The organism is uncultured Merdimmobilis sp. (genome assembly GCF_902471145.1).
GTDB classification, from domain to species: domain Bacteria; phylum Bacillota; class Clostridia; order Oscillospirales; family Ruminococcaceae; genus Merdimmobilis; species Merdimmobilis hominis.
The window spans coordinates 76,995-96,948 of record NZ_CABRJC010000003.1; the positions used below are offsets into that span (position 1 = coordinate 76,995).

Sequence of the window (19,954 nt, forward strand, 5' to 3'; positions counted from 1 at the left end):
TTTTGCCCGGATCTGGAATCAGGTCTACATCCCCAATTAGCCCTTACCCTGCAGCACCCCTTGATTTTCCTCCAAACGGACGACGACCATAGAGATAAACGCCGCATTGCTCGGCCGTATAATAACATTGTATTCAAAAAATTTGTTGTACCGGCTTTCCTGGCCTTCGCACAAACGGCGGTCCATCTGCCAGGATTTATCGATGATCGTGCGAATGTTCCGCTCTACACTCCATGGAGTGACGTGGTATTTCTTTGCCAGCTCAGGGTATACCACTTTGGTGATCTGGGTTAAGTACTCCGAGTGCTCCCGGCAAAGCTGTATAGCATCCTCTAGATAGGAATAACCTTTGTATTTTGGAAGCATCCGAAAGTAATTGAGGACTTCTTTGATTTCGTTCATCCGCACTCTCCCCTTTTTTCTAAAGAGATTATACGATGAACGAAACGAGAAATGTTCTTATTGACATTAATCGACGAATTGAAATTTCGACACCTATTCCGATATTTGTCTCATTTTTTATAAAATTCCTCAAAATTTAATCTGATTCAACTAATTTCTCCCCTTTTCCGGTTGGAAGGAGGGGGTTTCCCCCGAATCCGGCGCCTTTGGGAGGGGGTGCTGCCTTCCCTGGACATCCATTTCGTAGTTGTCCCAATAGATCATTTCTGACACCGGCAGGATGGTATACCCCTCCCCTTTCAGGTATTCTATGACTCGCGGCAAGGCTTCTGCCGTATGCTTTGCCCCCGAGTGGAAGAGGGTAATCGACCCCGGCCCCGCCTTTTTCTCCACCTTGTTGCAGATTTCGTCGGCGGTGTATCCCTTCCAGTCAATGGAATCGCAGTCCCATTGAATCACCTCATAACCAAGGCCCCGGGCGGTCTCCACCAACAAGTCGTTGTAGGCGCCAGAAGGGGCTCGGAACAGCTTGGGCCGGGTCCCGGTGATCTTCTCCACCTTATCCGATGCATTCTCAATCTCTTCCACAATTCCCGCCCGGTCCAGTTTGGTCATATCCTTATGCCGGTCAGAGTGGTTGCCAATCTCGTGGCCCGCATCCCCAATGGCTTTGACCGATTCGGGGTATTTGTCACACCACTGCCCCACCACAAAAAAAGTGGCCTTTACACCAGCCTTATCCAGAATATCCAGCAGCTGAGGGATGTCGGCGTTGTCCCAAGCACAGTTGATCCCCAGAGAGATGGTCTTTCCCTCCCGCTCCACCGAGTAGATAGGCAGCTGCCGTTTGGATGCGGCCGTTGCCTGTACGCCCCGGAAAAAGTTTCCTCCTAAAAACAGCACCGCCAATATCACCCCAATCAAGGCGAGCATCCGGGCACTTTCCCGGCGGCCGATCACCCAAATCCGCATAGAACCTCCCCCTTTCCCTTTGAAAAAACAATATGCCTTGGGGGATTCTTTCATGAATGATCTCGAAGAATTTTAGATAATTCGACCGATATCGCAGTGGAAAACTAGGATTCTCTTCTCATATTTCCGAAAAATTTAGAAACCAAGGCCGTGGAATTGACAAACCTGCTTTTATATGCTATTATTTTACCATGTTAGCAGACTAAAGCATCTGTGAGAAAGAGAGGTACCATTATGAACGCGCTGACACTGGCAAAAGAAATTGCAGATGAGATCACCGGCTGGCGCAGAGACCTGCACCGCATCCCGGAGATCGGCCTGAACCTCCCCAAAACTGCGGCATACGTCACCGCCCGTTTGGACGAGATGGGCATTTCCTACCAGCTGTTTGAGCGACATTCCGGCATCGTGGTCCTCTTAGGCAAACCCACCGGCAAAACCATCGCCCTGCGGGCCGACATGGACGCATTGCCCATAAAGGAACTTGTGGAGAGCGATTTCAAATCGGAAAATGAATATATGCACGCTTGTGGCCATGATGCCCACACTGCCATGTTGCTGGGCGTAGCCAAAATTCTCAAAGCCCATGAGGACGAGCTGAACGGCCAGGTTAAACTGCTGTTCCAGCCTGCAGAAGAGGGCCCCGGCGGCGCCGCCCCCATGATTGAAGACGGCGTGCTGGAAAACCCCAAGGTGGACGCCATCCTGGCCCTCCACTGCGACCGCACCCCGGGTATGGGCTATCAGAACGGGGATATGTTAGTCAAATACGGCAATATCACCGCGGCGGATGATCAGATTGACATCCGCATCTTCGGAAAAGGCGGCCATGGAGCCCAGCCCCACCTCTGTGTCGACCCCGTGGCGGTGGCAGCCTTGGTGATCAACAACCTGCAATACATCATCAGCCGGGAGGTCAAGCCCGGAAAGGCGGCGGTCATCACACTGGCCACCGTGCAGGCCGGCCGGGGGGCCGAGAACATCATCCCCGACGAGGTGTACATCCGCGGCACCGTCCGCAACAGCGACATGGAGACCCGGGCGTTTGTCTTCCAGCGGATCGACGAGATCCTCAAAGGCACCTGCATGGCTATGCGCGCTGATTATGAACTGAAATTTGACTACGGCTATCCCCCGGTGTTCAATGAGCAGTCCATGACCGACGGCATGATCGCCACCGCAAAGAACCTGCTTGGCGATGACAAGGTGAAGCTGTATACCGAACAGGCCATGGGTGGTGAGGACGCTGGCTTCTTCTACCAGAAGGTGCCCGGCTGCTTCTTCCGGCTATACAACCCCGCCCCCTTTGTGGATGGGGAAATCTACCCCGGCCACAACGCCCGTTTTGTCCTTGACGATTCGATTTTATACGAGGGCACCGCGCTGCTCGCCCAGGGAGCGGTTGATTTCTTAAACCGGTAACTCCCCCGCGGTCCCCTTCCCAATGATAGAAGGAGAATATGACCATGAAAACTGTATGGAAACGCTTTGCAGCTGGCTTTTTGGCTGCCACCCTGGCACTCTCCCTCACCGCTTGCGGCGGAGACTCTTCCTCCAGTTCCGGAGAATCCAGTGAAGGGGAGGACACCTCCCTCTCCGATATTCAGAAGCGGGGAAAACTGATCGTCGGCATGAACGCCGAATTCGCCCCCTATGAGTTCCACATCATGGAAAACGGTGAGGATAAGCTGGTGGGCATGGACATCGAAATTGCCCAAGCCATCGCCGACGACATGGGGGTGGAGCTGGAAATCAAAGAGCTGGCCTTCGACGCGCTGATCACCGCCCTCAACGCCGGGCAGGTGGACATCCTGATCTCTGGCCTGTCCGCCACCGAAAAACGGCGGGAGCAGATCGATTTTTCCGAACCCTACTACAAGAGCAAAACTGTGGCGATGATCAACAAGAAAAACGCCGGCCAATACAAGACCCTAGATGACCTGAAGGACAAAAAATTGGGGGTCCAGCTCTCCAGCCTACAGCAGCAGGCGGTTAACAACGCCTTCCCTGACAAACCCGACGACGAATACATGCTCATCGAGAGCATGAACACCTTGATGCTGGCCCTCAAGGCCGATCAGATCGATGCGCTGGTCACCGCTGACATCGTCTGCAAACAGGCCATGGCGGCCAACCCGGAATTCACCGTCGCCGAAGGCTCTGAGTTTGACCTTGATTTCCTCAACTCCCCCGGTGCAGCGGTGGGCATCCGCAAAGGCTCTGATGCTCTGAAAGCCCAACTGGATTCCACCATCATCCGCCTGAAAGACGAGGGCAAGATCGACGAATTTATGAACCGCGCCTGCGAAATTGCAGCCAACAATGTCAGCGCGGAAGAAGCATAACAAAATACCCCTTTTGCAGGATAATCCACTTAGGCGGGTTATCCTGCACCCTTTCTTGGGCAGAGTGCTGCCCTGAAATCTCGCAGGAGGGCTACATTCCATGAAACTCAACTTTAGCTTTGTGGCAGATTATCTGCCCAAGTTTATCAGCGGCTTAAAGCTGACTATCGTCCTCTCTGTCTGGGCGGTGATCGGCGCAACGCTCATCGGCATCCTGGTTTACTGGATGCGCACATCCCGTTTTTCCATCTTAAAGGTGCGTCCCCTTTGGGTGGTCTCTACAATCTTCATCGAAGTGATGCGCGGCACCCCGGTGCTGCTGCAAATCCTCATCGCCTTCTCTGGCTTTAAAATGATGTTTGGGTGGGATCTATCCGCCGCCAACGCTGTGGTTCTGGCCATCACCCTTAACTCCAGCGTCTATGTCTCCGAGATCATCCGCGCTGGTATCCAGGCAGTGGACCCTGGACAAGAGGAAGCTGCCCGCTGCCTGGGTATGACCCGGATGCAGAGCATGCGGCTGGTCATCATGCCCCAAGCCATCAAAAACATCCTGCCCGCCTTGGGCAATGAGTTTGTATCCATCATCAAAGGTTCCTCCATGGCCTATGTGCTGGGTGTGGGTGAACTAACCTACTCCGCCAAAGTAGTGCAAGGTGCCACCTACCTCTCCCTGGAGCCGCTGATGGTGTCCGCCCTCTTCTATCTGGTGCTCACCTTCACCTTGGGGCGGATGGTCAGCTTTGCAGAACGGAGGATGAAGATCTGTGATTAAAGTCGCCAACTTAAACAAGAGCTTTGCCAAAAACCATGTGCTCCGGGACATCTCCACCCAAGTGGCCAAAGGGGAAGTAGTGGTGGTCATCGGGCCTTCCGGCTCGGGGAAATCCACCTTCCTGCGCTGCCTCAACCTGCTGGAAACCCCGGACAGCGGCTCCATCCTCTTTGACGGGCAGGAGATCACCGCCCCCAAGACCGATGTCAACGCCATCCGTACCCGGATGGGTATGGTGTTCCAGCAGTTCAACCTCTTTCCCCACATGACGGTGCGGGAAAACATCATCGTATCCCCCATCCATGTCAAGAAGATGTCCAAAACCGACGCCCGGCGCAAGGCCGACGAGCTGCTGCAGATGGTTGGGCTCTCCGACAAGGCGGACGCCTATCCCTCTTCCCTATCCGGCGGACAGAAACAGCGGATCGCCATCGCCCGCGCCTTGGCTATGGAGCCGGAGGTGATGCTCTTCGATGAACCCACCAGCGCCCTTGACCCGGAGATGGTGGGCGAGGTGCTGGCGGTGATGCAGGATCTTGCCAAAAACGGTATGACCATGGTGGTGGTCACCCATGAGATGGGCTTTGCCCGGGAGGTTGGTGACCGCATCCTATTTATGGATGAAGGCCGGATCCTAGAAGAGGGCACCCCCGAAGCTGTATTCAACAACCCCCAGAACCTCCGCACCATCGACTTTCTCTCCAAGGTGCTGTAAGCGACACTGTTGTGCAGACTTTTAACAGGGCTTCCCACCGGTTGGGGGCCTTGTTTTTCTATACGCTATTCGCACCGCTCCCCTATTCTCACCCCTTTCCCGTTGTGGTATAATCAAAATAACAGTGCTATTCCACAATAAAAAGGAGGATGCAGCGTGAGTATGACCATTCAAAATGTCCGACATCCCGACGGCTCCTGTGCCGACCTCTTCTTAGAGGATGGACGGATCCAGCAGGTAGGCCCAGCGGGTTCCCTAGCTGCCGGCACCGAGTCCTCTATCGATGGGGACGGGTATCTTCTCCTTCCCCCCCTCTGTGACTGCCATGCCCATCTGGACAAAACCACCCTGGGCCTTGACTGGATCAAAAACGAGGTTAAGCCCGGCCTTGTCAACCTCATCGCCAATGAGAGGGAACACCGGATCGCCTGGGGGCTGGACCCCTACCGCCAGGCAGTGCGCCACATCCGCAGCTCTCTCGGGTACGGGGTGCTGGCAATGCGCAGCCACATCGACGTGGATACCCAACACGGCCTCTCCCTCCTAGAGGGGGCCCTAGCCGCCCGGGAAGAGTACAAGGATCTGTTCCACCTCCAGCTGGTGGCTTTTCCCCAGAGTGGGCTTGTGAGCCGCCCCGGCACCTATGAGCTGATGGACCAAGCTCTTGCGATGGGAGCCGACTTGGTGGGCGGCGTGGATCCCTCCGCCTTGGACCGGGACTCCAAAGGCTGCCTGGATGCCATCTTTGCACTGGCCCAGAAGCACGGCAAGCCAGTGGACATCCATCTTCACGAACCCGCAGAGCTAGGCGCCTATGATATGGAGGAAATCATTCAGCGGACCGAGGCTTTGGGCATGCAGGGCAAGGTAGCTATCAGCCACGCCTTCTGTCTGGGCGCCCCCATCCCCGGCCTGGTTCCCCCTCTGCTGGAAAAGCTGGCCCGGGCAGATATCACCATCATCACCTGCGGCCAGCCTCAATTGGCCACCTTCCCCCACATCCAGGAATTGGCCGCCGCCGGGGTAAAAACCGCCTGCGGAAACGACAATATCCAGGACCTGTGGAGCCACTTCGGCACCCCAGACATGCTCCAGAGGGCTTCCCTCATCGCCATGAAAAACCTCTGCCGCAACGACAGCGAGCTGGATTTGGTCCTGGACCTCTGCACCCGGTCTGGAGCCCAGCTTCTGGGACTGGAATCCTGGGAGCCCTTGCCAGGCGGCCCCGCGGATTTCCTGCTGGTCAAGGGTTCTTGCCCCGCCCAGTGCGTAGCCCAACCCCCAGTGGAGCGGATGGTATTCCGACGCGGCTGCCTCATTGCCAAGGACTGCCGCCTGTTGGATTGTTAAAATCCACTGCGGCGTCCTTCCCCTCGCAAAAACAGGGAGGCCCCAAGTTTTTTGGGGCCTCCCTGTGGTATTTTACTTTACGCTTATAACCGGACGCACTCCTCCTGGGCGGAGAGCTCCGCCTCCTCTTCCCCGATTAGCTGGGCGCAGTGGGAAAGCACTGTATCCGCCAGGGAATCCACATCATTCAAGCGGGATACCGCCTGCTGGGTCAACTCCCCCAAGGCAGTGCGCAGCCCGCCCAGCTCCTTTTGGAACCGCAGGATCTCCTCTTCCATCCCCTTGGCGGATCTGGCGGTTTCTTCCCGCAGGGCATCCGCTTCGGCTTTTGCCTCCGCGATGATGGATTGGGCTGTACTGCGGGCATCCACCAGCACGGCGCCGACTTGGGCGGCGGCTTCGTCAAACTTTTTGCTCTTCCGGTCCAAGGTCTCCACCTGGAACTGAAGCTGGCGGCATTTTTCCGCCTGGGCGCGGATCTCTTGGTCCTTTTCTTTGACCACTGTCTTTTGGATGTTGGTCTCCCTTTCCTGGTTGGCCAGCTTTTGCTCCAGTTCCTCCAGCTTCTTCTGCGCCTCCTGAAGCTGCCCAGTCAGGGAATTGACCAGTGACTGGGATTCCGATGCCCGGTGGGACGCCTCCTGCTTTTCGGCGAATAAGCTGTTGATTCTCTCTTCCTTCTGTGCAAGTTCAGCGTGGTGTTTGGCGGTCAGCTCGTCAATGTAGGCGAGAACTGCCTTCTTTTCAAAGCCGCCCAAGGCGGTTGTTTTAAACAAAATTTGTTCTTCCATGCGTTTTTACTCCCTATTGGTCGCAGGCTGGATGATTCCAGCCCGGTTTTTTTCCTCATTGTCCCATTATAACAAGGAATTCGCCAAAATACAAATGCTGTTTTTTTGCATATATTTCCAGGACTTTTCCCCAAATTTACCCGATCTCCATTGATTTTCCCACCCTGCTTGGTATAATAAAGAAGATTTCATCGGCAGCATAGGAGGATTTTTTATGAGCCGCGACAAACTGGTCATCTTTGATTTGGATGGGACTCTCAACCGCACTGACCTCTATTCGGTGGCGGCCCAACAGAAGGCCCTAGAGGAATTCGGGGTCACCGGCATCCCGGAGGCGGATCTTAAGGGATGCCTCGGCGGGCGGCCCATCGACTACGCCAAACGCTTCCTGCCCCATCTTACCCATGAGGATCATCTGCGCTACCTGGAGCGGGAGCTGTATTGGGAAAAGGTGATTATGGAAAAAAGCTGCGGCAGCTTTGAGGGCATCCCGGAATTACTGGACCGGCTGCACCAAGCTGGGTACCGCACTGCTGTCTGCTCCAACTCCGCCCGGGACTACATTGTGCCGGTGCTGACCGCCCTGCATCTGCTGGACAAGATCGACGCCATCCAGCCCCTTCTCCCCGGCCTGACCAAGGTGGACACCCTGGGCCTTTTGCTCCAGCGGGAGGAGCCGGAGGCGGCGGTGATGGTGGGCGACCGGATCTTCGACATGGAGGCGGCCCGGGGCAATTCCATCCCCTTCATCGGCTGCCTGTATGGCTACTGCCCGGCGGAGATGGCCGGTTCCGACCGGACTGTGGACTGTGCCGCCGCCATCTTTGACGCAGTCCAGGATTTGATTGGAGAGCCGGTGAAAGCGGCATGGTAAACATCCGAATTATTCCCGCCACTATGCGCTACGCCAAGGCCTACTGCGCCGCTGTGGACATTGTCGCCCGGGAACGGCGGTATCTTTCCCGCACCACCGGCTTCTCCCTGGCCTCCACCAAGGCGTTTTTCCGCTCCGCTTTTGACGACAACTGCCCTATTCTAGTGGCAGTAGACGACCAGGATCGGCTGGTGGGCTGGTGTGACATCATCGCCCTGCCAGGGGACTGCTGTTGCCACGTGGGACGGCTGGGGATCGGCCTGCTGCCCGCCTACCGGAATCACGGACTCGGGGGCCGCCTTCTAAAGGCTGCCCTCAACCAGGCCCAGGGCCGGTTTGAACAGGTGGAGCTGGAAGTGCTGTCTGGCAACGGCCGGGCGATTCGGCTGTATGAACGTTTCGGCTTTGAGCAGGAAGGGGTCCGCCGCCGGGCCTTTTTTGTAGATGGCCAGTACCAGGACATCCTCCTGATGAACAAATTTCTCCAATAGCAAACCCCTTCCACCTAGGTTTTGGTGGAAGGGGTCTTTCTCTGTTCTTTCTTATGGTATCCTCCTGCGGCGGGGGTACGGCCGCCTGTTTGGATTCATGGGCGAAGGAGCTTTGCCCGCAGGGCTTCGATCTCCTCCCCGGTGAGGCCGATACCCCGCAGGTACTCCTCCACCGTGCCGAAGGTCTTCTGGAAGCGGTCCAAGAAAGCCTCCATGTATTCCAGGTTGGAACGGCCGATGAAGGCGGGGAGATCGGGGTGATCCCCCCGCATGGCTTCTATCAGCGGCTGGATATAGGTGTAGGATACCTGATAATCCGCCACAATATCCGCCTTCGCCACTCCCGCCAAGGAGAGGAGCAGAGCCGCGGTGACGCCGGTGCGGTCCTTTCCCGCCGTGCAGTGGAAGAGGCCCCCCCAGGGGCGGCGGCAATGGTTTTCATCACCTGTTTCATCCGTTCCCCCGGCTCCACCATGTCAAAGTAGAATACTGCCACATCGTCCTCCGTATCCGGCAGGCCGCCTCCTGCCAGTGGGAGGGAATGGTAGTAAAACCCTTCTCTCCCCGCAAAAGCGCAGGGTTTGCGGGCAATCTCCTCTGCGCTGCGCAGGTCGATGACGGTGGTAACCCGCCACTGCCGGAACTGTTCCAACTCCCCTTCCTTTAAATCCACAGGGCAGTCACTGCGCAGGTAGCGCAAGGAATCTGTCGCTTCGCGCCGGCACAAATTTGGAAGGAAAGCGCAGGCTTTATCACGCGAAGCCAACCCCTGATAAGAAATTCCCAGCTCTCCTGGACGGCAGCCCAATGGGAGCGCCACTGCCCTAAGAAGAGGATCAGACGGGCGCTCCTCCCCATCCCCATTTGAAAAAACAGCACAGCCCAAGTTGGCTGTGCTGTTTTTGATTGGTTATATCCGCGGGGTTATTCCGCCGCTTTCTCTTCTCCAGCGGCTTCCGCTTTCGCCTGGGCGGCCAACTCTACTGGGCATTTGTACTCGTGGATGGCCCCGGTGGGGCACTGAGCTACACAAGTGCCACAGTTTGTGCATTTGGCTGGGTCAATCACCGCGTGGTTGTTCACAATGGTGATCGCCTGGGAGGGGCAAGCTTTCTCGCATTTACGGCAGGCGATGCAGCCGGTTTTGCAGGCTTTGCGGGTGGCGGCGCCCTTCTCCTGGCTGGAGCAGCGCACATAGACGTTGCTTGTCACCGGGATCAGGCTGATCAGCGCTTTGGGGCAGGTCTTGGCGCAGAGGCCGCAGCCTACGCAGAGGTTTTTATCCACTACAGCCACCCCGTCCACCAGGTCGATGGCCCCATAAGGGCAGACCTTGACGCAGTCGCCAAAACCGAGGCAGGCATTGGGGCAGGTGCCGCGGCCGCCGAACAAGGTGCTGCAGGCAGCGCAGGTGGCAGGGCCTTCATAATCCACCGCATACTGGGTATTGTTGCAGGTGCCGTTGCAGTGGACCACCGCATAATTGGGCACAGTCGCCTCAAAAGAGACGCCCATGATCTCGCTCAAAGCCTTGGCTGCACCAGCGCCGCCAGGCACACAAAGATTGGTAGCCAGATCTGGATTCTCCACCAGAGCCTGGGCATATTGGTCACAACCGGCATAGCCGCAAGCGCCGCAGTTGGCGCCTGGAAGCTCAGCGCGGATCTTTTCAAACCGCTCATCCACCTTGACTGCCATAAATTTAGCGGCGGCGGACAGGATGACGCCGGCCAAAATACCGATGCCTGTCACAATCAAAACAGGAACCATAAAATCATTCATAGTATCAGACTCCTATCTTCTAGTTTTGTTATTTAAACAGGCCTTCGACCAGGCCGCCGAATCCCATAAAGGATACCGATACGATAGAAGCCGCGATCAATGTGATGGGGATTCCTTTGAAGCACTCGGGGGTGTCGATGTCCTCCAGCCGCTGCCGCACGCCGCAGAACAGCACCATGGCCAGCAGGAAGCCCAGGCCAGCGCCCACCGCGTTCACCATCGACTCAGCAAAGTTCAACTCCTTGCTGATGTTGAGCATGGTGACGCCCAGCACGGCGCAGTTGGTGGTGATCAAAGGCAAATAGATACCCAGGGATTTATGCAGGGCGGGGACATACTTTTTCAGGATGATCTCCACCAGCTGTACCAGGGCCGCAATGACCAGGATGAACACCACCGTCTGGAGGTAATCCAGCCCATTGGGAACCAGCAGGTAAGTGTAGATGGGCCAGGTAACTGCAGTGGCCATGGCCATAACAAAGGTTACGGCCACGCTCATTCCCACGGCAGAATCCAGCTTTTTGGAAACGCCCAAGAAGGGGCAGATGCCCATAAACTTGGCCAGGATAAAGTTTTCGGTGAGGATGGCGCTAAACAGGATGATCATCATTTCTTTCATGGGTTAGCAGCCTCCTTTCGCAGCGCCGCAACTGGAAGCGTTGGGGCAATTGGCGCAGCCGAATTCCTTCTTCTTAATGGCTTTGCCCTTGGTCAGCTTGTTGATCAAAGCGATCATACAACCGAATACGAAGAAGCCACCGGGCGCCAGGGTGAAGATGCTCATGGGGGTGGAGAGAATGCCGGTCAGGTCCACCATAAAAGGGGTGCCGCTCATCCAGGTGCCGGCGCCGAGGATCTCACGCACCGAGCCGATCAAGGTCAGCGCCAAGGTGAAGCCAAGGCCCATGCCCAGGCCATCCAAGACCGAATCCACCGGGCCGTTTTTGCTGGCGAACATTTCCGCCCGGCCCAGAATGATGCAGTTGACGACGATCAGCGGCAGGAAGATACCAAGGGCTTTGTCCAGATCCTGGGCAAAGGCTTTTACCAGGAACTGAACCACGGTGACAAAGCCGGCGATTACTACAATGTAGCAAGGGATGCGGACCTTATCCGGGATAATCTTCTTCAAAAGGGAAATGGCCAGGTTGGAGCACATGAGCACCACAGTGGCAGCTACACCCATGCCCAGGCCGTTGATGGCCATGGAGGTGGTCGCCAGGGTGGGACAGGTGCCCAAAAGCAGCACCAATACTGGGTTCTCCTTAATGATGCCGTTGGTTAAAATCTTCAATCTCTTTCCCATGTTACTCTGCTCCTTTCTGCAGCTCGGGGGCCTGCTGCGCAGCAGGATGGGCGGCAACGGCTTTGTTGATCGCCTTTTTCAGCACGTCGCTGGAAGAAGTGGCACCGGAAATGCTGGCGACCTCGTCCGCGCTGGTCTTGCCGATGAATTGTTCCAGGTACTCCGGGCGGGCAACCTTCATGCCATAATCCGGGTTTTCATTGATATAGTCCAGGGCCACGCCGGTGATGGTGCCATCCTCCGCGAAACCGACTGCCGCCACGATATCATCGTGGAAACTGGGCTCACTGATGACAACGATGTGCTCTTTGCCATCCACGCGGTAAGCCTCTACCTCCATATCCAAAGGGATAAACTCCTGGGCGTCAGGGTAAATGGCCCGCAGAGTTTCTTCCTTGGCCGGTGCGCGCTGGGGAGCTGCTGCCCCCTCTCCGCCCACTTCGTTGTAGACGCGGTAAGCAGCTTTGGCCGCGTTCATAATGGCTGTGGAGGAGACGGTGGCACCGCCAACAGCATTGACCTCGCCCAGGGTATCCACCGTTTTGCCGGTGTACTGAACCATGTGTTTGGGGTCGCAAGCTTTGGTACCAAGGCCCGCAGTCTCGGAGTTTTCCAGCACTTTGGCCCCTGTGATGACACCGTTTGCATCCATGCCGAACATCACCTTGATGGTGCCGCCGTAACCTTTCCAGGCCGTGGTGATCACATAGCCCGAACCGTCGGTGGCGCGGTAGGCATCCAAGCCTCCTTCCGGCATATTGGCAACGGTGAGCTGTTCAAAGTCAGACGCGCCGGGCAGAACCTCCGCACGGGCTGCGTTGGCAGTCTCAATGGCCAGCCGGTCAATAATGGGCTGGGTGATGCTGTAGGTCTTGGCCAAGGCGAAGGAGATCACCAGGCAGATTACCGCCAGCACCAGGGTGGGCTTGATAAAATCTTGGAAGACGCTCATCTAGTACGCACCTCCAAACGCTTTGTTCCGGGTCAGGTTGTCAATGTGAGGGGTGATGATATTCATCAGCAAAATGGCGAAGGAGACGCCCTCCGGGTAGTTGGCAAAGAGGCGGATCAGAACGGTGATCACACCGCAGCCGATGCCGAAGATCAACTTGCCTTTATCGGTCACCGGGGAGGTGACATAGTCGGTAGCCATAAAGAAGGCGCCCAGGAACAGGCCGCCGCCCAGGATGTGGTAGATGGGGTTCTGTCCCAGCACCGCAGTCAGCACAAACACGGTGGCGATGAAGCTGGCCGGGATGATGGGGCTGATGATCTTTTTGGCGATGAGGTACAGGCCGCCGATCAACAGGGCGATGGAACAGGTCTCACCCAGGGAACCGCCGTGGAAGCCCAGCAGCATCTCGGTGAGGGAGGGCAGGGTCTCCCCTGCGTTTTTCATCACCGCCAAAGGGGTTGCGCCGCCCATGGCGTCAAAAGCCGCTGTGCCAAAATTGGGGGAAACCCATTTGGTCATGGGCTGGGTAAAGGAGATCAGCAGCACCACACGGGCGGTGATGGCGGGGTTGGCAAAGTTCTGGCCGATGCCGCCAAACAGCTGCTTGACCACCACAATGGCCACAATGGAACCCACCGCAGCCATCCACAGGGGGAGGGAGGAAGGCAGGTTCATGGCCAGGATGACACCGGTGACCACCGCACTCAAATCTTTGGTGGTATTGGGTTTTTTGCAGACCATCTCAAACAGGTACTCCGCCGCGACGCAGGAGACCACGCAGGTAATTAAAATTAGAAGAGCCCGGACGCCGAAGATCAGGACTGAAGCCACCATGGCCGGGGCGAGGGCCAACACAACGTTGCCCATAATCGACTGGGTGGTGACCGAATCCTTTACATGCGGCGAGGGAGTTACAATCAGTTTATTGCTCAAAGTGTTCACCCCATATTATTTCTTTTGTGTCAGCATTTTTTTGGCCAGGCGGTTGGTCATCACCAGCCGGCGTTTGGCCGGGCAGGCAAAGGCGCAGCAACCGCACTCCATGCAGAGATTGACCTTCAGCTCCCGTAGGGCATCCACATTGCCGGCCTTAAAGGCTTTCTCAATGGAGGCAGGCATCAGGTTGAACGGGCAGGCGTTCACACAGCGGCCGCAGCGGATGCAGGGGGTCTCCTCCGGCTCCCGGCTGTCCTTCTCATCAAAGGCCAAGATGGCGTTGTTGTTTTTCAACACCGGGTAATCCAGACGGTTGACGGCAATGCCCATCATGGGGCCGCCCATCAGCACCTTGCCGGGCTCGATCTTGAAACCGCCGCAGAAGTCGATCAAATTTTGGATGGGTGTGCCGATGGGGACCAGCAAGTTCTTAGGCTCTGCGATGGCGCTGCCATCCACAGTGACCCGTTTGGTGGTCAAGGGCATACCGGTCTTTAAGTATTTGGACAGGAAGGCGACCGAAGCCACGTTCATCACGATGACCCCCACATCCGCAGGGAGTTTCCCCTCCGGCACAACACGGCCGGTGGTGTGGTAAATCAGCACCTTTTCAGCGCCCTGGGGGTATTTGGCCGGCAGGGAAGCCACTTCGATGGAAGCATCCCCTGCGGTCATCTCCTTGAGGAGGGCAATGGCTTTGGGCTTGTTGTCCTCCACCCCGATGATGACCTTTTTCAGGTCCAGGTATTTCTGCACCTGGCGGGCGCCGTTCAGAACATCCTCGGCATCCTCCATGATGGTGCGGTAATCGGAGGTGATGTAAGGTTCGCACTCAGCGGCGTTGATGCACAGGGTATCCACTTCACTGAGGTTTTTGGGGCTGAGTTTTACATAGGTCGGGAAACCGGCGCCGCCCAAGCCCACCAGGCCGGAGGCTTTCACCGCCTGGATGAACTCCTCAAAGCTGTTGACGGACGGCGGCACAACCGATTCGTCCACCTCCTGGAGTTTGTCGGTCTCGATGGTGACCGCCTTGGTCTTCTGGCCGTTGGACATCAAAATTTCGTCCACTGCCACCACCTTGCCGGACACGCTGGAATGAATCGGGGCGCTGATGAAGGCATCGCTGGTCCCGATGACCTGGCCAACCTTGACCAAATCGGTGATTTTCACCGTCGGGTCACAGGGCTTGCCGATGTGCTGTGACATGGAGATCACAACTCTGTCCGGAATGGGCAGAATCTCAGTGGAGCAGTCTTCGGTATTTTTGAAGTGCTTCACTTTGACGCCATGCAAAGATTTTAACTTTGACACAATCTGTATCCTCCCGTGCTATGTATTTTTTGTTTGACAAACATGGAGTGTATTCATATAAGGTGTCAGTACCCGGAGCAGGGTGCCGGTCAAGGCTCCCATACAGATTCCGGAGAACACCATTATAGGCAGGTAAGCAAGGGCAAACTGGGAGCGCAGGATGAAACTTGCCATCCCCAATTGGCCCAAATTGTGGAATACTGCGCCAGCTACGCTGATCAAAAAAGCGCTGGGCGCAAAGCGCTTGAAGGCGCAAAGTGCCGCCATAATCCCCAGGGAACAGAGGCCCCCAGCCAAGCTCATGGCCATGGCCACCCCGCCCCGGGTCAACAGCACAAACAAAGATTTGAGCACTGCCAGGGTGAGGGCTTCCTTGCCGCCCAGGCAGAAAAGGCAATACATGGTGACGATGTTGGAAAGCCCTAGCTTTACCCCAGGGGGCAGAGCCGGCAGAACGGGCAACAGCCCTTCCACATAGCTCAAGGCCATAGCAAGGGCAAACAGCAGGCCCATCAGGGCAATTTTTATGGTGGGGATTCTGCCACCCGGCTGCGGTTTTGGCATGGGCACAGATCCTTTCCCTACCCTTCCAGATGGAAGGTATACTCGGTCTTTTGCTCATTGGGGGTAAACTTCGACACCAGCGCTGGAGAAAGGTAGACGTTTTTCTCCTCATCCACCGCAATCAGAGAAAACTCCTCCTCATCCAGGTATTGGAGAGCCACCTCTTTTCCATAGATAAAAAAGGTAGTGGAGAGGTAGTCTGCCAGGCCCCCATCCGCGGAGATAACCGTCAGGGAGATGAGGTCGGTCTTGGCGGGATAGCCGGTGCGGGGGTCGATCACATGGTGGTATCGGACGCCATCCTGCTCAAAAAAACGCTCATAGTCCCCGGTGGTGGCCATGGTGAGGCCAGGGATGCTCAAGGTTCCCAGGTATTCTCCACCATCCCCCCTAGGGTCCCGCAGGCCAAAGACAAAGTCCTTCCCATCGGGTTTTTGGCCGATAGCCAGAATGTTTCCCCCCAGGGAGACAAAGCCGGAATCCACCCCATCTTCTTGGGCAATGCCCCGGATTTGATCCAGAAGCATCCCTTTGGCAACCCCGCCCAGGTCCACCGCCATCCCTTCCCGGGCCAACATAGCTGAATGGGTGGCTTCGTCTAGGAGGATGCCCTCTGCCCCCACCAGAGAGAGGGCGCTTTGCAGTTCCTCCTCCCCCGGGACTTTAGGGTCTTCCCCGGTGATGCCCCACAGGGTGGTGACCGGCGCGATGGTTACGTCAAACACCCCACCGGAGGCAATGGACCATTCCTTGGCCTGTTTGAGAATTTGGAAGGTGTCCTCTGAAAGGGGGACGTATTCCTTGCCCGCCGCTTGGTTGAGGCGGTCGATCTCGCTTCCCTGGCGGTAAAGGGACAATTTTGATTCCATGGCGCCCAGCTTTTTGGCGATGTCCAGGTAGGCAGTTTCCCCCGCTTCCCCATACCAGGTCTGTTCAATCACCGTATCAAAGGCGAAGGTCATCCCCGATTTCACAGGGATTTCCTGCCTAGGCTGCGGGGTACAGGCGCCCAGAAAACAAACAAATGCCAGCAGCAGTGCAGCGGCTTTTTTCTTTGGTTGCATCGGCGTTCCCCCTCTCATTTTGTACAGGATAAGTATACTGTTTTTCGTCAAAAAACACAACATTTCCCGAAGAAAAAGGGGATGGAAAATGCTTCTGTAGCGCAGTGGGATCTCCAGCAAAATTCGCCATAAACCCCAATACACCAACATCTAAGTTTAAAGATTATTCATGCAAATGTCAATAAAATATTCATATTCTTAGTCGAAGTATCTACCAATTCAACTCTTTTGCCAAAATACAAAAGGGGTTTTTGGATAAATAGATAAGTACTCCTGCCCCTCAATGACAAAAAAATGGCGAAAGAAAGGCCAGGCCCTTCTTTCGCCATTTGGGGAAAATTCGTTATTCTGCGTCGTGATCGTGGCCACAGCAGCCGCAATCGCAGCCCTCGTCCTCGCACTCCTCTTCCAGATCAAATTCCAGAAGCTCACCGCAGTTGGGGCATTCAATCTCACCCTGCTCCAGAGTTTCTTCATCAATGCAGATGGTGTCGCCGCAGGCGGGGCACTGCACCTCGTACAGGTCGCCGTCAAAATCCTCGTCGCTGCACCCATCGCAGTCGCACTCGTCCTCGTCGCCGTAGAACTCCTCTTCCAGAGCTTCCAGGTCCTCGTCAATCAGATCAACCTGATCGCAAACCTCAGCGAGACCATCCTCCAGATCGGCTACAGAAAATGCAACGTCATCCAGAACGTCAATGATTGCTTTGATAATCTTGCCCTCTTTGGTGGTGTCATCAATGCTCAAACCCTCGGCCAGGCCCTTCAGATAAGATACTTTTTCCGTGATAGTCATTTGTTCTTCCTCCTTTGCGATAATAGGATTGGTCTAATTAGCATTGATATTCCAAAATTTACTTTGGGATACCCATGTGTTGATAGAAATTGAAGTGAACACCTGGGTGTTCACTTCAATCCACATGCTTGTTATGCGCGTTCCATGTACTCGCCGGTGCGGGTGTCGATGCGGATGCGGTCGCCCTCTTCGATAAACAGGGGGACTTTGATCTCCGCGCCGGTCTCCACAGTGGCGGGCTTGGTGGCGTTGGTGGCGGTGTCGCCTTTGAAGCCGGGATCGGTCTTGGTGACCTCCAGCTCTACAAAGAAGGGGGGCTCCACGCCGAAGACCACACCTTTGTAAGAAAGAACCTTGACATCGGTGTTCTCTTTGACGAACTTGAAGTTGTCACCCAGCTTGTCGGCGTTGATCGGGATATTCTCATAGGTCTCGTTGTCCATAAAGTAGTACAGGTCGCCGTCCTGGTACAGGTACTGCATATCCTTGCGCTCAATGAATGCAGTGGGGAATTTATCGGTGGGGTTAAAAGTTTTTTCAACCACCGAACCGGAAATTACATTGCGGATTTTGGTGCGCACAAAGGCGGCGCCTTTACCGGGTTTTACATGCTGAAACTCGATAATCTGAAAAACGTTGCCGTCCATATCGAAAGTAACGCCGTTTCGAAACTCACCTGCAGAAATCATGTATGAAACCTCCAAAAATTAACTTTTCCTGTAAGATGTTTAACGTACTAATTCTATCCTATCTCGGTTCGTTTTGCAAGCAAAAAGCGAAATATTTTTGCTGTTTTTCCCCTAAAATGGGGCTTTTGCATGCAAATTTGCCTGCTTAACCAACGATTAGGACTGTTTGGCCGCCTTTTCCCGGTAAACGGCGAACATTTGGGCAGCATCCTCCGCCTGGGTGCCGGCGGATTCGCAGATGATGGTGGGGGCGCAGTTTTTCTGCACCAAGAGCTCTGCCACCGGGTCAAAATCCGGGCCGTAGACGGTGTCCGCAAAAGTGAGGTGCATCTTTTCCCCTCCGTTTTCGGTATACGCGATCTTAGAGAAGTGGGAGTGGAACTCCCGCAGGCGGCTGACTCCCAACCGGTCCTCAATGTGGTCAAAGACGCGCTTGTAATCGGAAAATTCCTTGAGCCCCCCGAAGGTCCGGGCGTTGAGGTGGCCAAAGTCAATGCAGGGGAGCATCCGCTCGTCGATGCGGCAGAGTTCCACCACCTCCTCCAAAGTGCCCAGCTGGTTGACCTTGCCCATAGTCTCCGGGCAGAGCCGGATATGGGAAAGGCCGTTTTCATCCAGGGCGCGCAGGGCCTTTCGCAGTGTGTCCCCCGCTAACTCCAGCGCCTGCTGCCGGGAGATTTTGGCACAGGACCCGGAGTGCACCACCACCCGCGTGGCCCCCATGGCGCTGGCCGCTTTGGCCGATTGGAGGATGTAATCCACGCTGCCTTCCCGCTTCTCCTCCTCCAAACTGGAGAGGGAGATGTAATAGGGCGCATGCAGCGAAAGGGCGATGCCCCGGCGGGCTGCCTCCTCCCCCAGCTCCCGGGCGGCTTCCTCGCTGATGCGCACCCCCCGGCCACACTGGTACTCATAGGCGTTGAGCCCCATTTTTTCCACATATTCCGGCACCTGGATGGTCTTTTTATACCCCATAGCCTTAAAGCTGTCGGAATTGCCCGCAGGCCCAAAACGAATCATCTTGTCTTCCTCCTTTGATAGCGGCGGAGCACCCCTTTTTCCAAAAACCGTTTGCATTTGAAAAAGGGCTTGTCCTCCAGCTCGATGGGCTGAACGAGGATGGTCTTTGCCCCAAACAGGTTCCCCCCCAGGATATCGGTAAAGATTTGATCCCCCACCACAGCGATCTCCCGCGGGGAGACCCCCATAGACTGGGCCGCACGGCTCATCCCACTGGATAAGGGCTTCCTGCCGTCCTCTACAAAGGGGAGGCCCAGCAATTGGGCAAAGGGCTTGACCCGTTCATAGTGGTTGTTGGATACGATCATCATAGGGATTCCCGCCTGCCGCATCTTCGCCAGCCACTCCCGCACCCCTTGGGAGGGGACGGGGTTGTCATGGGTGGTCAAGGTGTTGTCCACATCTAAAATCAAGGCCCGGACCCCCAGACGGCCCAGCAGTTCTAGGGTGATATCGCAGACCCCTCTTACATCAATTGTCGGGTAAAAGATGGGCATATTGTCCTCCGCCATTTTTTGTTTGTCTAGTTGGATTGGGAGCTTCAAAAAGGCGCCGGCCCCTTCTCCCCTTTATCTTCCCCAAGAAATACAGAAATTTCTTCCCCAATAATCTCTTTGCGATTATTGTAGCATAAAGTCTGCACAAACAGGAAAAATTTCGGTGGGGCTTTGCCCCAGGAGGGCGCTCCGCCCGATAGAAATTTCTTCCCCAATAATCTCTTTGCGATTATTGTAGCACAAAACCCTTCCCATAGCCACCATCTTTCGGTTTTGACCCTCCGCAAATATCCGTCCCGCCATGAAGCCAGGCCGT

The 19,954-nt window shown here is 55.7% G+C and carries 24 protein-coding genes; 7 read left to right on the forward strand and 17 right to left on the reverse strand.

Features of this window, described 5'->3' with window-relative positions:
* Window positions 1-36 precede the first annotated feature (36 nt).
* The gene (locus RDQ42_RS03140) at window positions 37-402 is read right to left on the reverse strand and encodes a sporulation initiation factor Spo0A C-terminal domain-containing protein (RefSeq protein ID WP_054331056.1); all 366 of its coding nucleotides are present in this window, start codon (window positions 400-402) and stop codon (window positions 37-39) included.
* A gap of 150 nt (window positions 403-552) precedes the next feature.
* On the reverse strand, window positions 553-1,374 hold the full coding sequence (locus tag RDQ42_RS03145) for a polysaccharide deacetylase family protein (RefSeq protein WP_071427157.1): 822 nt from the start codon (window positions 1,372-1,374) through the stop codon (window positions 553-555).
* A 234-nt stretch (window positions 1,375-1,608) separates the two neighbouring features.
* Between RDQ42_RS03145 and RDQ42_RS03150 the strand changes: the two genes are divergently transcribed.
* The 5 genes from RDQ42_RS03150 to RDQ42_RS03170 all read left to right on the forward strand — a co-directional run bounded on the left by RDQ42_RS03150 (window position 1,609) and on the right by RDQ42_RS03170 (window position 6,559).
* On the forward strand, window positions 1,609-2,796 hold the full coding sequence (locus tag RDQ42_RS03150) for a M20 family metallopeptidase (RefSeq protein ID WP_071427158.1): 1,188 nt from the start codon (window positions 1,609-1,611) through the stop codon (window positions 2,794-2,796).
* A 44-nt stretch (window positions 2,797-2,840) separates the two neighbouring features.
* Window positions 2,841-3,719, forward strand: coding sequence for a transporter substrate-binding domain-containing protein (locus tag RDQ42_RS03155; protein WP_231358465.1), 879 nt, complete (start codon window positions 2,841-2,843; stop codon window positions 3,717-3,719).
* A gap of 100 nt (window positions 3,720-3,819) precedes the next feature.
* On the forward strand, window positions 3,820-4,494 hold the full coding sequence (locus RDQ42_RS03160; RefSeq protein ID WP_231358466.1) for an amino acid ABC transporter permease: 675 nt from the start codon (window positions 3,820-3,822) through the stop codon (window positions 4,492-4,494).
* Window positions 4,487-5,209, forward strand: a complete 723-nt coding sequence (locus tag RDQ42_RS03165; protein ID WP_231358467.1) for an amino acid ABC transporter ATP-binding protein — start codon at window positions 4,487-4,489, stop codon at window positions 5,207-5,209. The genes RDQ42_RS03160 and RDQ42_RS03165 overlap by 8 nt, the downstream gene beginning before the upstream one ends.
* A 162-nt stretch (window positions 5,210-5,371) precedes the next feature.
* Window positions 5,372-6,559, forward strand: a complete 1,188-nt coding sequence (locus RDQ42_RS03170) for an amidohydrolase (RefSeq protein WP_054331050.1) — start codon at window positions 5,372-5,374, stop codon at window positions 6,557-6,559.
* Window positions 6,560-6,642: 83 nt separating this feature from the next.
* On the opposite strand, the gene RDQ42_RS03175 is transcribed toward RDQ42_RS03170, so the two are convergent.
* Entirely contained in the window at window positions 6,643-7,350 is a 708-nt protein-coding gene (locus RDQ42_RS03175; protein ID WP_054331049.1) for a hypothetical protein, read from the reverse strand.
* 214 nt (window positions 7,351-7,564) lie between these two features.
* On the opposite strand from RDQ42_RS03175, the gene RDQ42_RS03180 reads away from it, so the two are divergent.
* Together RDQ42_RS03180 and RDQ42_RS03185 are read left to right on the forward strand one after the other, a co-directional pair.
* Window positions 7,565-8,224: an HAD family hydrolase gene (locus RDQ42_RS03180; RefSeq protein WP_054331048.1), complete on the forward strand. Its 660-nt coding sequence runs from the start codon at window positions 7,565-7,567 to the stop codon at window positions 8,222-8,224.
* Window positions 8,218-8,715 carry a GNAT family N-acetyltransferase gene (locus tag RDQ42_RS03185; protein ID WP_054331047.1) on the forward strand — a complete coding sequence of 166 codons (498 nt, stop codon included), beginning with the start codon at window positions 8,218-8,220 and terminating at the stop codon, window positions 8,713-8,715. The genes RDQ42_RS03180 and RDQ42_RS03185 overlap by 7 nt, the downstream gene beginning before the upstream one ends.
* A 95-nt stretch (window positions 8,716-8,810) precedes the next feature.
* Here the strand turns inward: RDQ42_RS03185 and RDQ42_RS03190 are convergent, their stop codons facing one another.
* From RDQ42_RS03190 to RDQ42_RS03255, 14 genes are all read right to left on the reverse strand, one after another.
* Window positions 8,811-9,077, reverse strand: a complete 267-nt coding sequence (locus tag RDQ42_RS03190; protein ID WP_267888291.1) for a tyrosine-protein phosphatase — start codon at window positions 9,075-9,077, stop codon at window positions 8,811-8,813.
* Window positions 8,996-9,415: a tyrosine-protein phosphatase gene (locus tag RDQ42_RS03195; RefSeq protein WP_074026293.1), complete on the reverse strand. Its 420-nt coding sequence runs from the start codon at window positions 9,413-9,415 to the stop codon at window positions 8,996-8,998. The genes RDQ42_RS03190 and RDQ42_RS03195 overlap by 82 nt, the downstream gene beginning before the upstream one ends.
* Window positions 9,416-9,639: 224 nt before the next feature.
* Window positions 9,640-10,497, reverse strand: a complete 858-nt coding sequence (locus RDQ42_RS03200) for an RnfABCDGE type electron transport complex subunit B (RefSeq protein ID WP_054331045.1) — start codon at window positions 10,495-10,497, stop codon at window positions 9,640-9,642.
* A 28-nt stretch (window positions 10,498-10,525) separates the two neighbouring features.
* Window positions 10,526-11,116, reverse strand: a complete 591-nt coding sequence (gene rsxA, locus RDQ42_RS03205; RefSeq protein ID WP_071427161.1) for an electron transport complex subunit RsxA — start codon at window positions 11,114-11,116, stop codon at window positions 10,526-10,528.
* Between the two features lie 3 nt (window positions 11,117-11,119).
* Window positions 11,120-11,803 (reverse strand): electron transport complex subunit RsxE, encoded by a 684-nt coding sequence (gene rsxE / locus RDQ42_RS03210; RefSeq protein ID WP_054331044.1) that lies wholly within the window; start codon window positions 11,801-11,803, stop codon window positions 11,120-11,122.
* Between the two features lies 1 nt (window position 11,804).
* Window positions 11,805-12,755, reverse strand: a complete 951-nt coding sequence (locus RDQ42_RS03215) for an FMN-binding protein (protein ID WP_054331043.1) — start codon at window positions 12,753-12,755, stop codon at window positions 11,805-11,807.
* Window positions 12,756-13,691 (reverse strand): RnfABCDGE type electron transport complex subunit D, encoded by a 936-nt coding sequence (locus RDQ42_RS03220; RefSeq protein WP_071427162.1) that lies wholly within the window; start codon window positions 13,689-13,691, stop codon window positions 12,756-12,758.
* 15 nt (window positions 13,692-13,706) lie between these two features.
* Entirely contained in the window at window positions 13,707-15,011 is a 1,305-nt protein-coding gene (gene rsxC / locus RDQ42_RS03225; RefSeq protein ID WP_374044665.1) for an electron transport complex subunit RsxC, read from the reverse strand.
* A gap of 15 nt (window positions 15,012-15,026) precedes the next feature.
* Window positions 15,027-15,572: a Gx transporter family protein gene (locus RDQ42_RS03230; protein ID WP_231358468.1), complete on the reverse strand. Its 546-nt coding sequence runs from the start codon at window positions 15,570-15,572 to the stop codon at window positions 15,027-15,029.
* A 17-nt stretch (window positions 15,573-15,589) separates the two neighbouring features.
* Window positions 15,590-16,636 (reverse strand): FAD:protein FMN transferase, encoded by a 1,047-nt coding sequence (locus RDQ42_RS03235; RefSeq protein WP_308588271.1) that lies wholly within the window; start codon window positions 16,634-16,636, stop codon window positions 15,590-15,592.
* Between the two features lie 343 nt (window positions 16,637-16,979).
* The gene (locus tag RDQ42_RS03240) at window positions 16,980-17,432 is read right to left on the reverse strand and encodes a CD1247 N-terminal domain-containing protein (protein ID WP_054331040.1); all 453 of its coding nucleotides are present in this window, start codon (window positions 17,430-17,432) and stop codon (window positions 16,980-16,982) included.
* 131 nt (window positions 17,433-17,563) lie between these two features.
* On the reverse strand, window positions 17,564-18,121 hold the full coding sequence (gene efp, locus RDQ42_RS03245) for an elongation factor P (RefSeq protein WP_054331039.1): 558 nt from the start codon (window positions 18,119-18,121) through the stop codon (window positions 17,564-17,566).
* A gap of 156 nt (window positions 18,122-18,277) precedes the next feature.
* Window positions 18,278-19,141, reverse strand: coding sequence for a TIM barrel protein (locus RDQ42_RS03250; protein WP_071427165.1), 864 nt, complete (start codon window positions 19,139-19,141; stop codon window positions 18,278-18,280).
* The gene (locus RDQ42_RS03255; protein WP_054331252.1) at window positions 19,138-19,638 is read right to left on the reverse strand and encodes a YqeG family HAD IIIA-type phosphatase; all 501 of its coding nucleotides are present in this window, start codon (window positions 19,636-19,638) and stop codon (window positions 19,138-19,140) included. Before RDQ42_RS03255 ends, RDQ42_RS03250 begins: the two co-directional genes overlap by 4 nt.
* Window positions 19,639-19,954 lie beyond the last annotated feature (316 nt).

Coding starts and splice junctions, on each gene's coding strand:
- RDQ42_RS03140 (WP_054331056.1), bottom strand. CDS start 402: ATGAACGAAATCAAAGAAGTCCTCAATTACTTTCGGATGCTTCCAAAA.
- RDQ42_RS03145 (WP_071427157.1), bottom strand. CDS start 1,374: ATGCGGATTTGGGTGATCGGCCGCCGGGAAAGTGCCCGGATGCTCGCC.
- RDQ42_RS03150 (WP_071427158.1), top strand. CDS start 1,609: ATGAACGCGCTGACACTGGCAAAAGAAATTGCAGATGAGATCACCGGC.
- RDQ42_RS03155 (WP_231358465.1), top strand. CDS start 2,841: ATGAAAACTGTATGGAAACGCTTTGCAGCTGGCTTTTTGGCTGCCACC.
- RDQ42_RS03160 (WP_231358466.1), top strand. CDS start 3,820: ATGAAACTCAACTTTAGCTTTGTGGCAGATTATCTGCCCAAGTTTATC.
- RDQ42_RS03170 (WP_054331050.1), top strand. CDS start 5,372: ATGACCATTCAAAATGTCCGACATCCCGACGGCTCCTGTGCCGACCTC.
- RDQ42_RS03175 (WP_054331049.1), bottom strand. CDS start 7,350: ATGGAAGAACAAATTTTGTTTAAAACAACCGCCTTGGGCGGCTTTGAA.
- RDQ42_RS03180 (WP_054331048.1), top strand. CDS start 7,565: ATGAGCCGCGACAAACTGGTCATCTTTGATTTGGATGGGACTCTCAAC.
- RDQ42_RS03185 (WP_054331047.1), top strand. CDS start 8,218: ATGGTAAACATCCGAATTATTCCCGCCACTATGCGCTACGCCAAGGCC.
- RDQ42_RS03200 (WP_054331045.1), bottom strand. CDS start 10,497: ATGAATGATTTTATGGTTCCTGTTTTGATTGTGACAGGCATCGGTATT.
- rsxA (WP_071427161.1), bottom strand. CDS start 11,116: ATGAAAGAAATGATGATCATCCTGTTTAGCGCCATCCTCACCGAAAAC.
- rsxE (WP_054331044.1), bottom strand. CDS start 11,803: ATGGGAAAGAGATTGAAGATTTTAACCAACGGCATCATTAAGGAGAAC.
- RDQ42_RS03215 (WP_054331043.1), bottom strand. CDS start 12,755: ATGAGCGTCTTCCAAGATTTTATCAAGCCCACCCTGGTGCTGGCGGTA.
- RDQ42_RS03230 (WP_231358468.1), bottom strand. CDS start 15,572: ATGCCAAAACCGCAGCCGGGTGGCAGAATCCCCACCATAAAAATTGCC.
- RDQ42_RS03235 (WP_308588271.1), bottom strand. CDS start 16,636: ATGCAACCAAAGAAAAAAGCCGCTGCACTGCTGCTGGCATTTGTTTGT.
- RDQ42_RS03240 (WP_054331040.1), bottom strand. CDS start 17,432: ATGACTATCACGGAAAAAGTATCTTATCTGAAGGGCCTGGCCGAGGGT.
- efp (WP_054331039.1), bottom strand. CDS start 18,121: ATGATTTCTGCAGGTGAGTTTCGAAACGGCGTTACTTTCGATATGGAC.
- RDQ42_RS03250 (WP_071427165.1), bottom strand. CDS start 19,141: ATGATTCGTTTTGGGCCTGCGGGCAATTCCGACAGCTTTAAGGCTATG.
- RDQ42_RS03255 (WP_054331252.1), bottom strand. CDS start 19,638: ATGCCCATCTTTTACCCGACAATTGATGTAAGAGGGGTCTGCGATATC.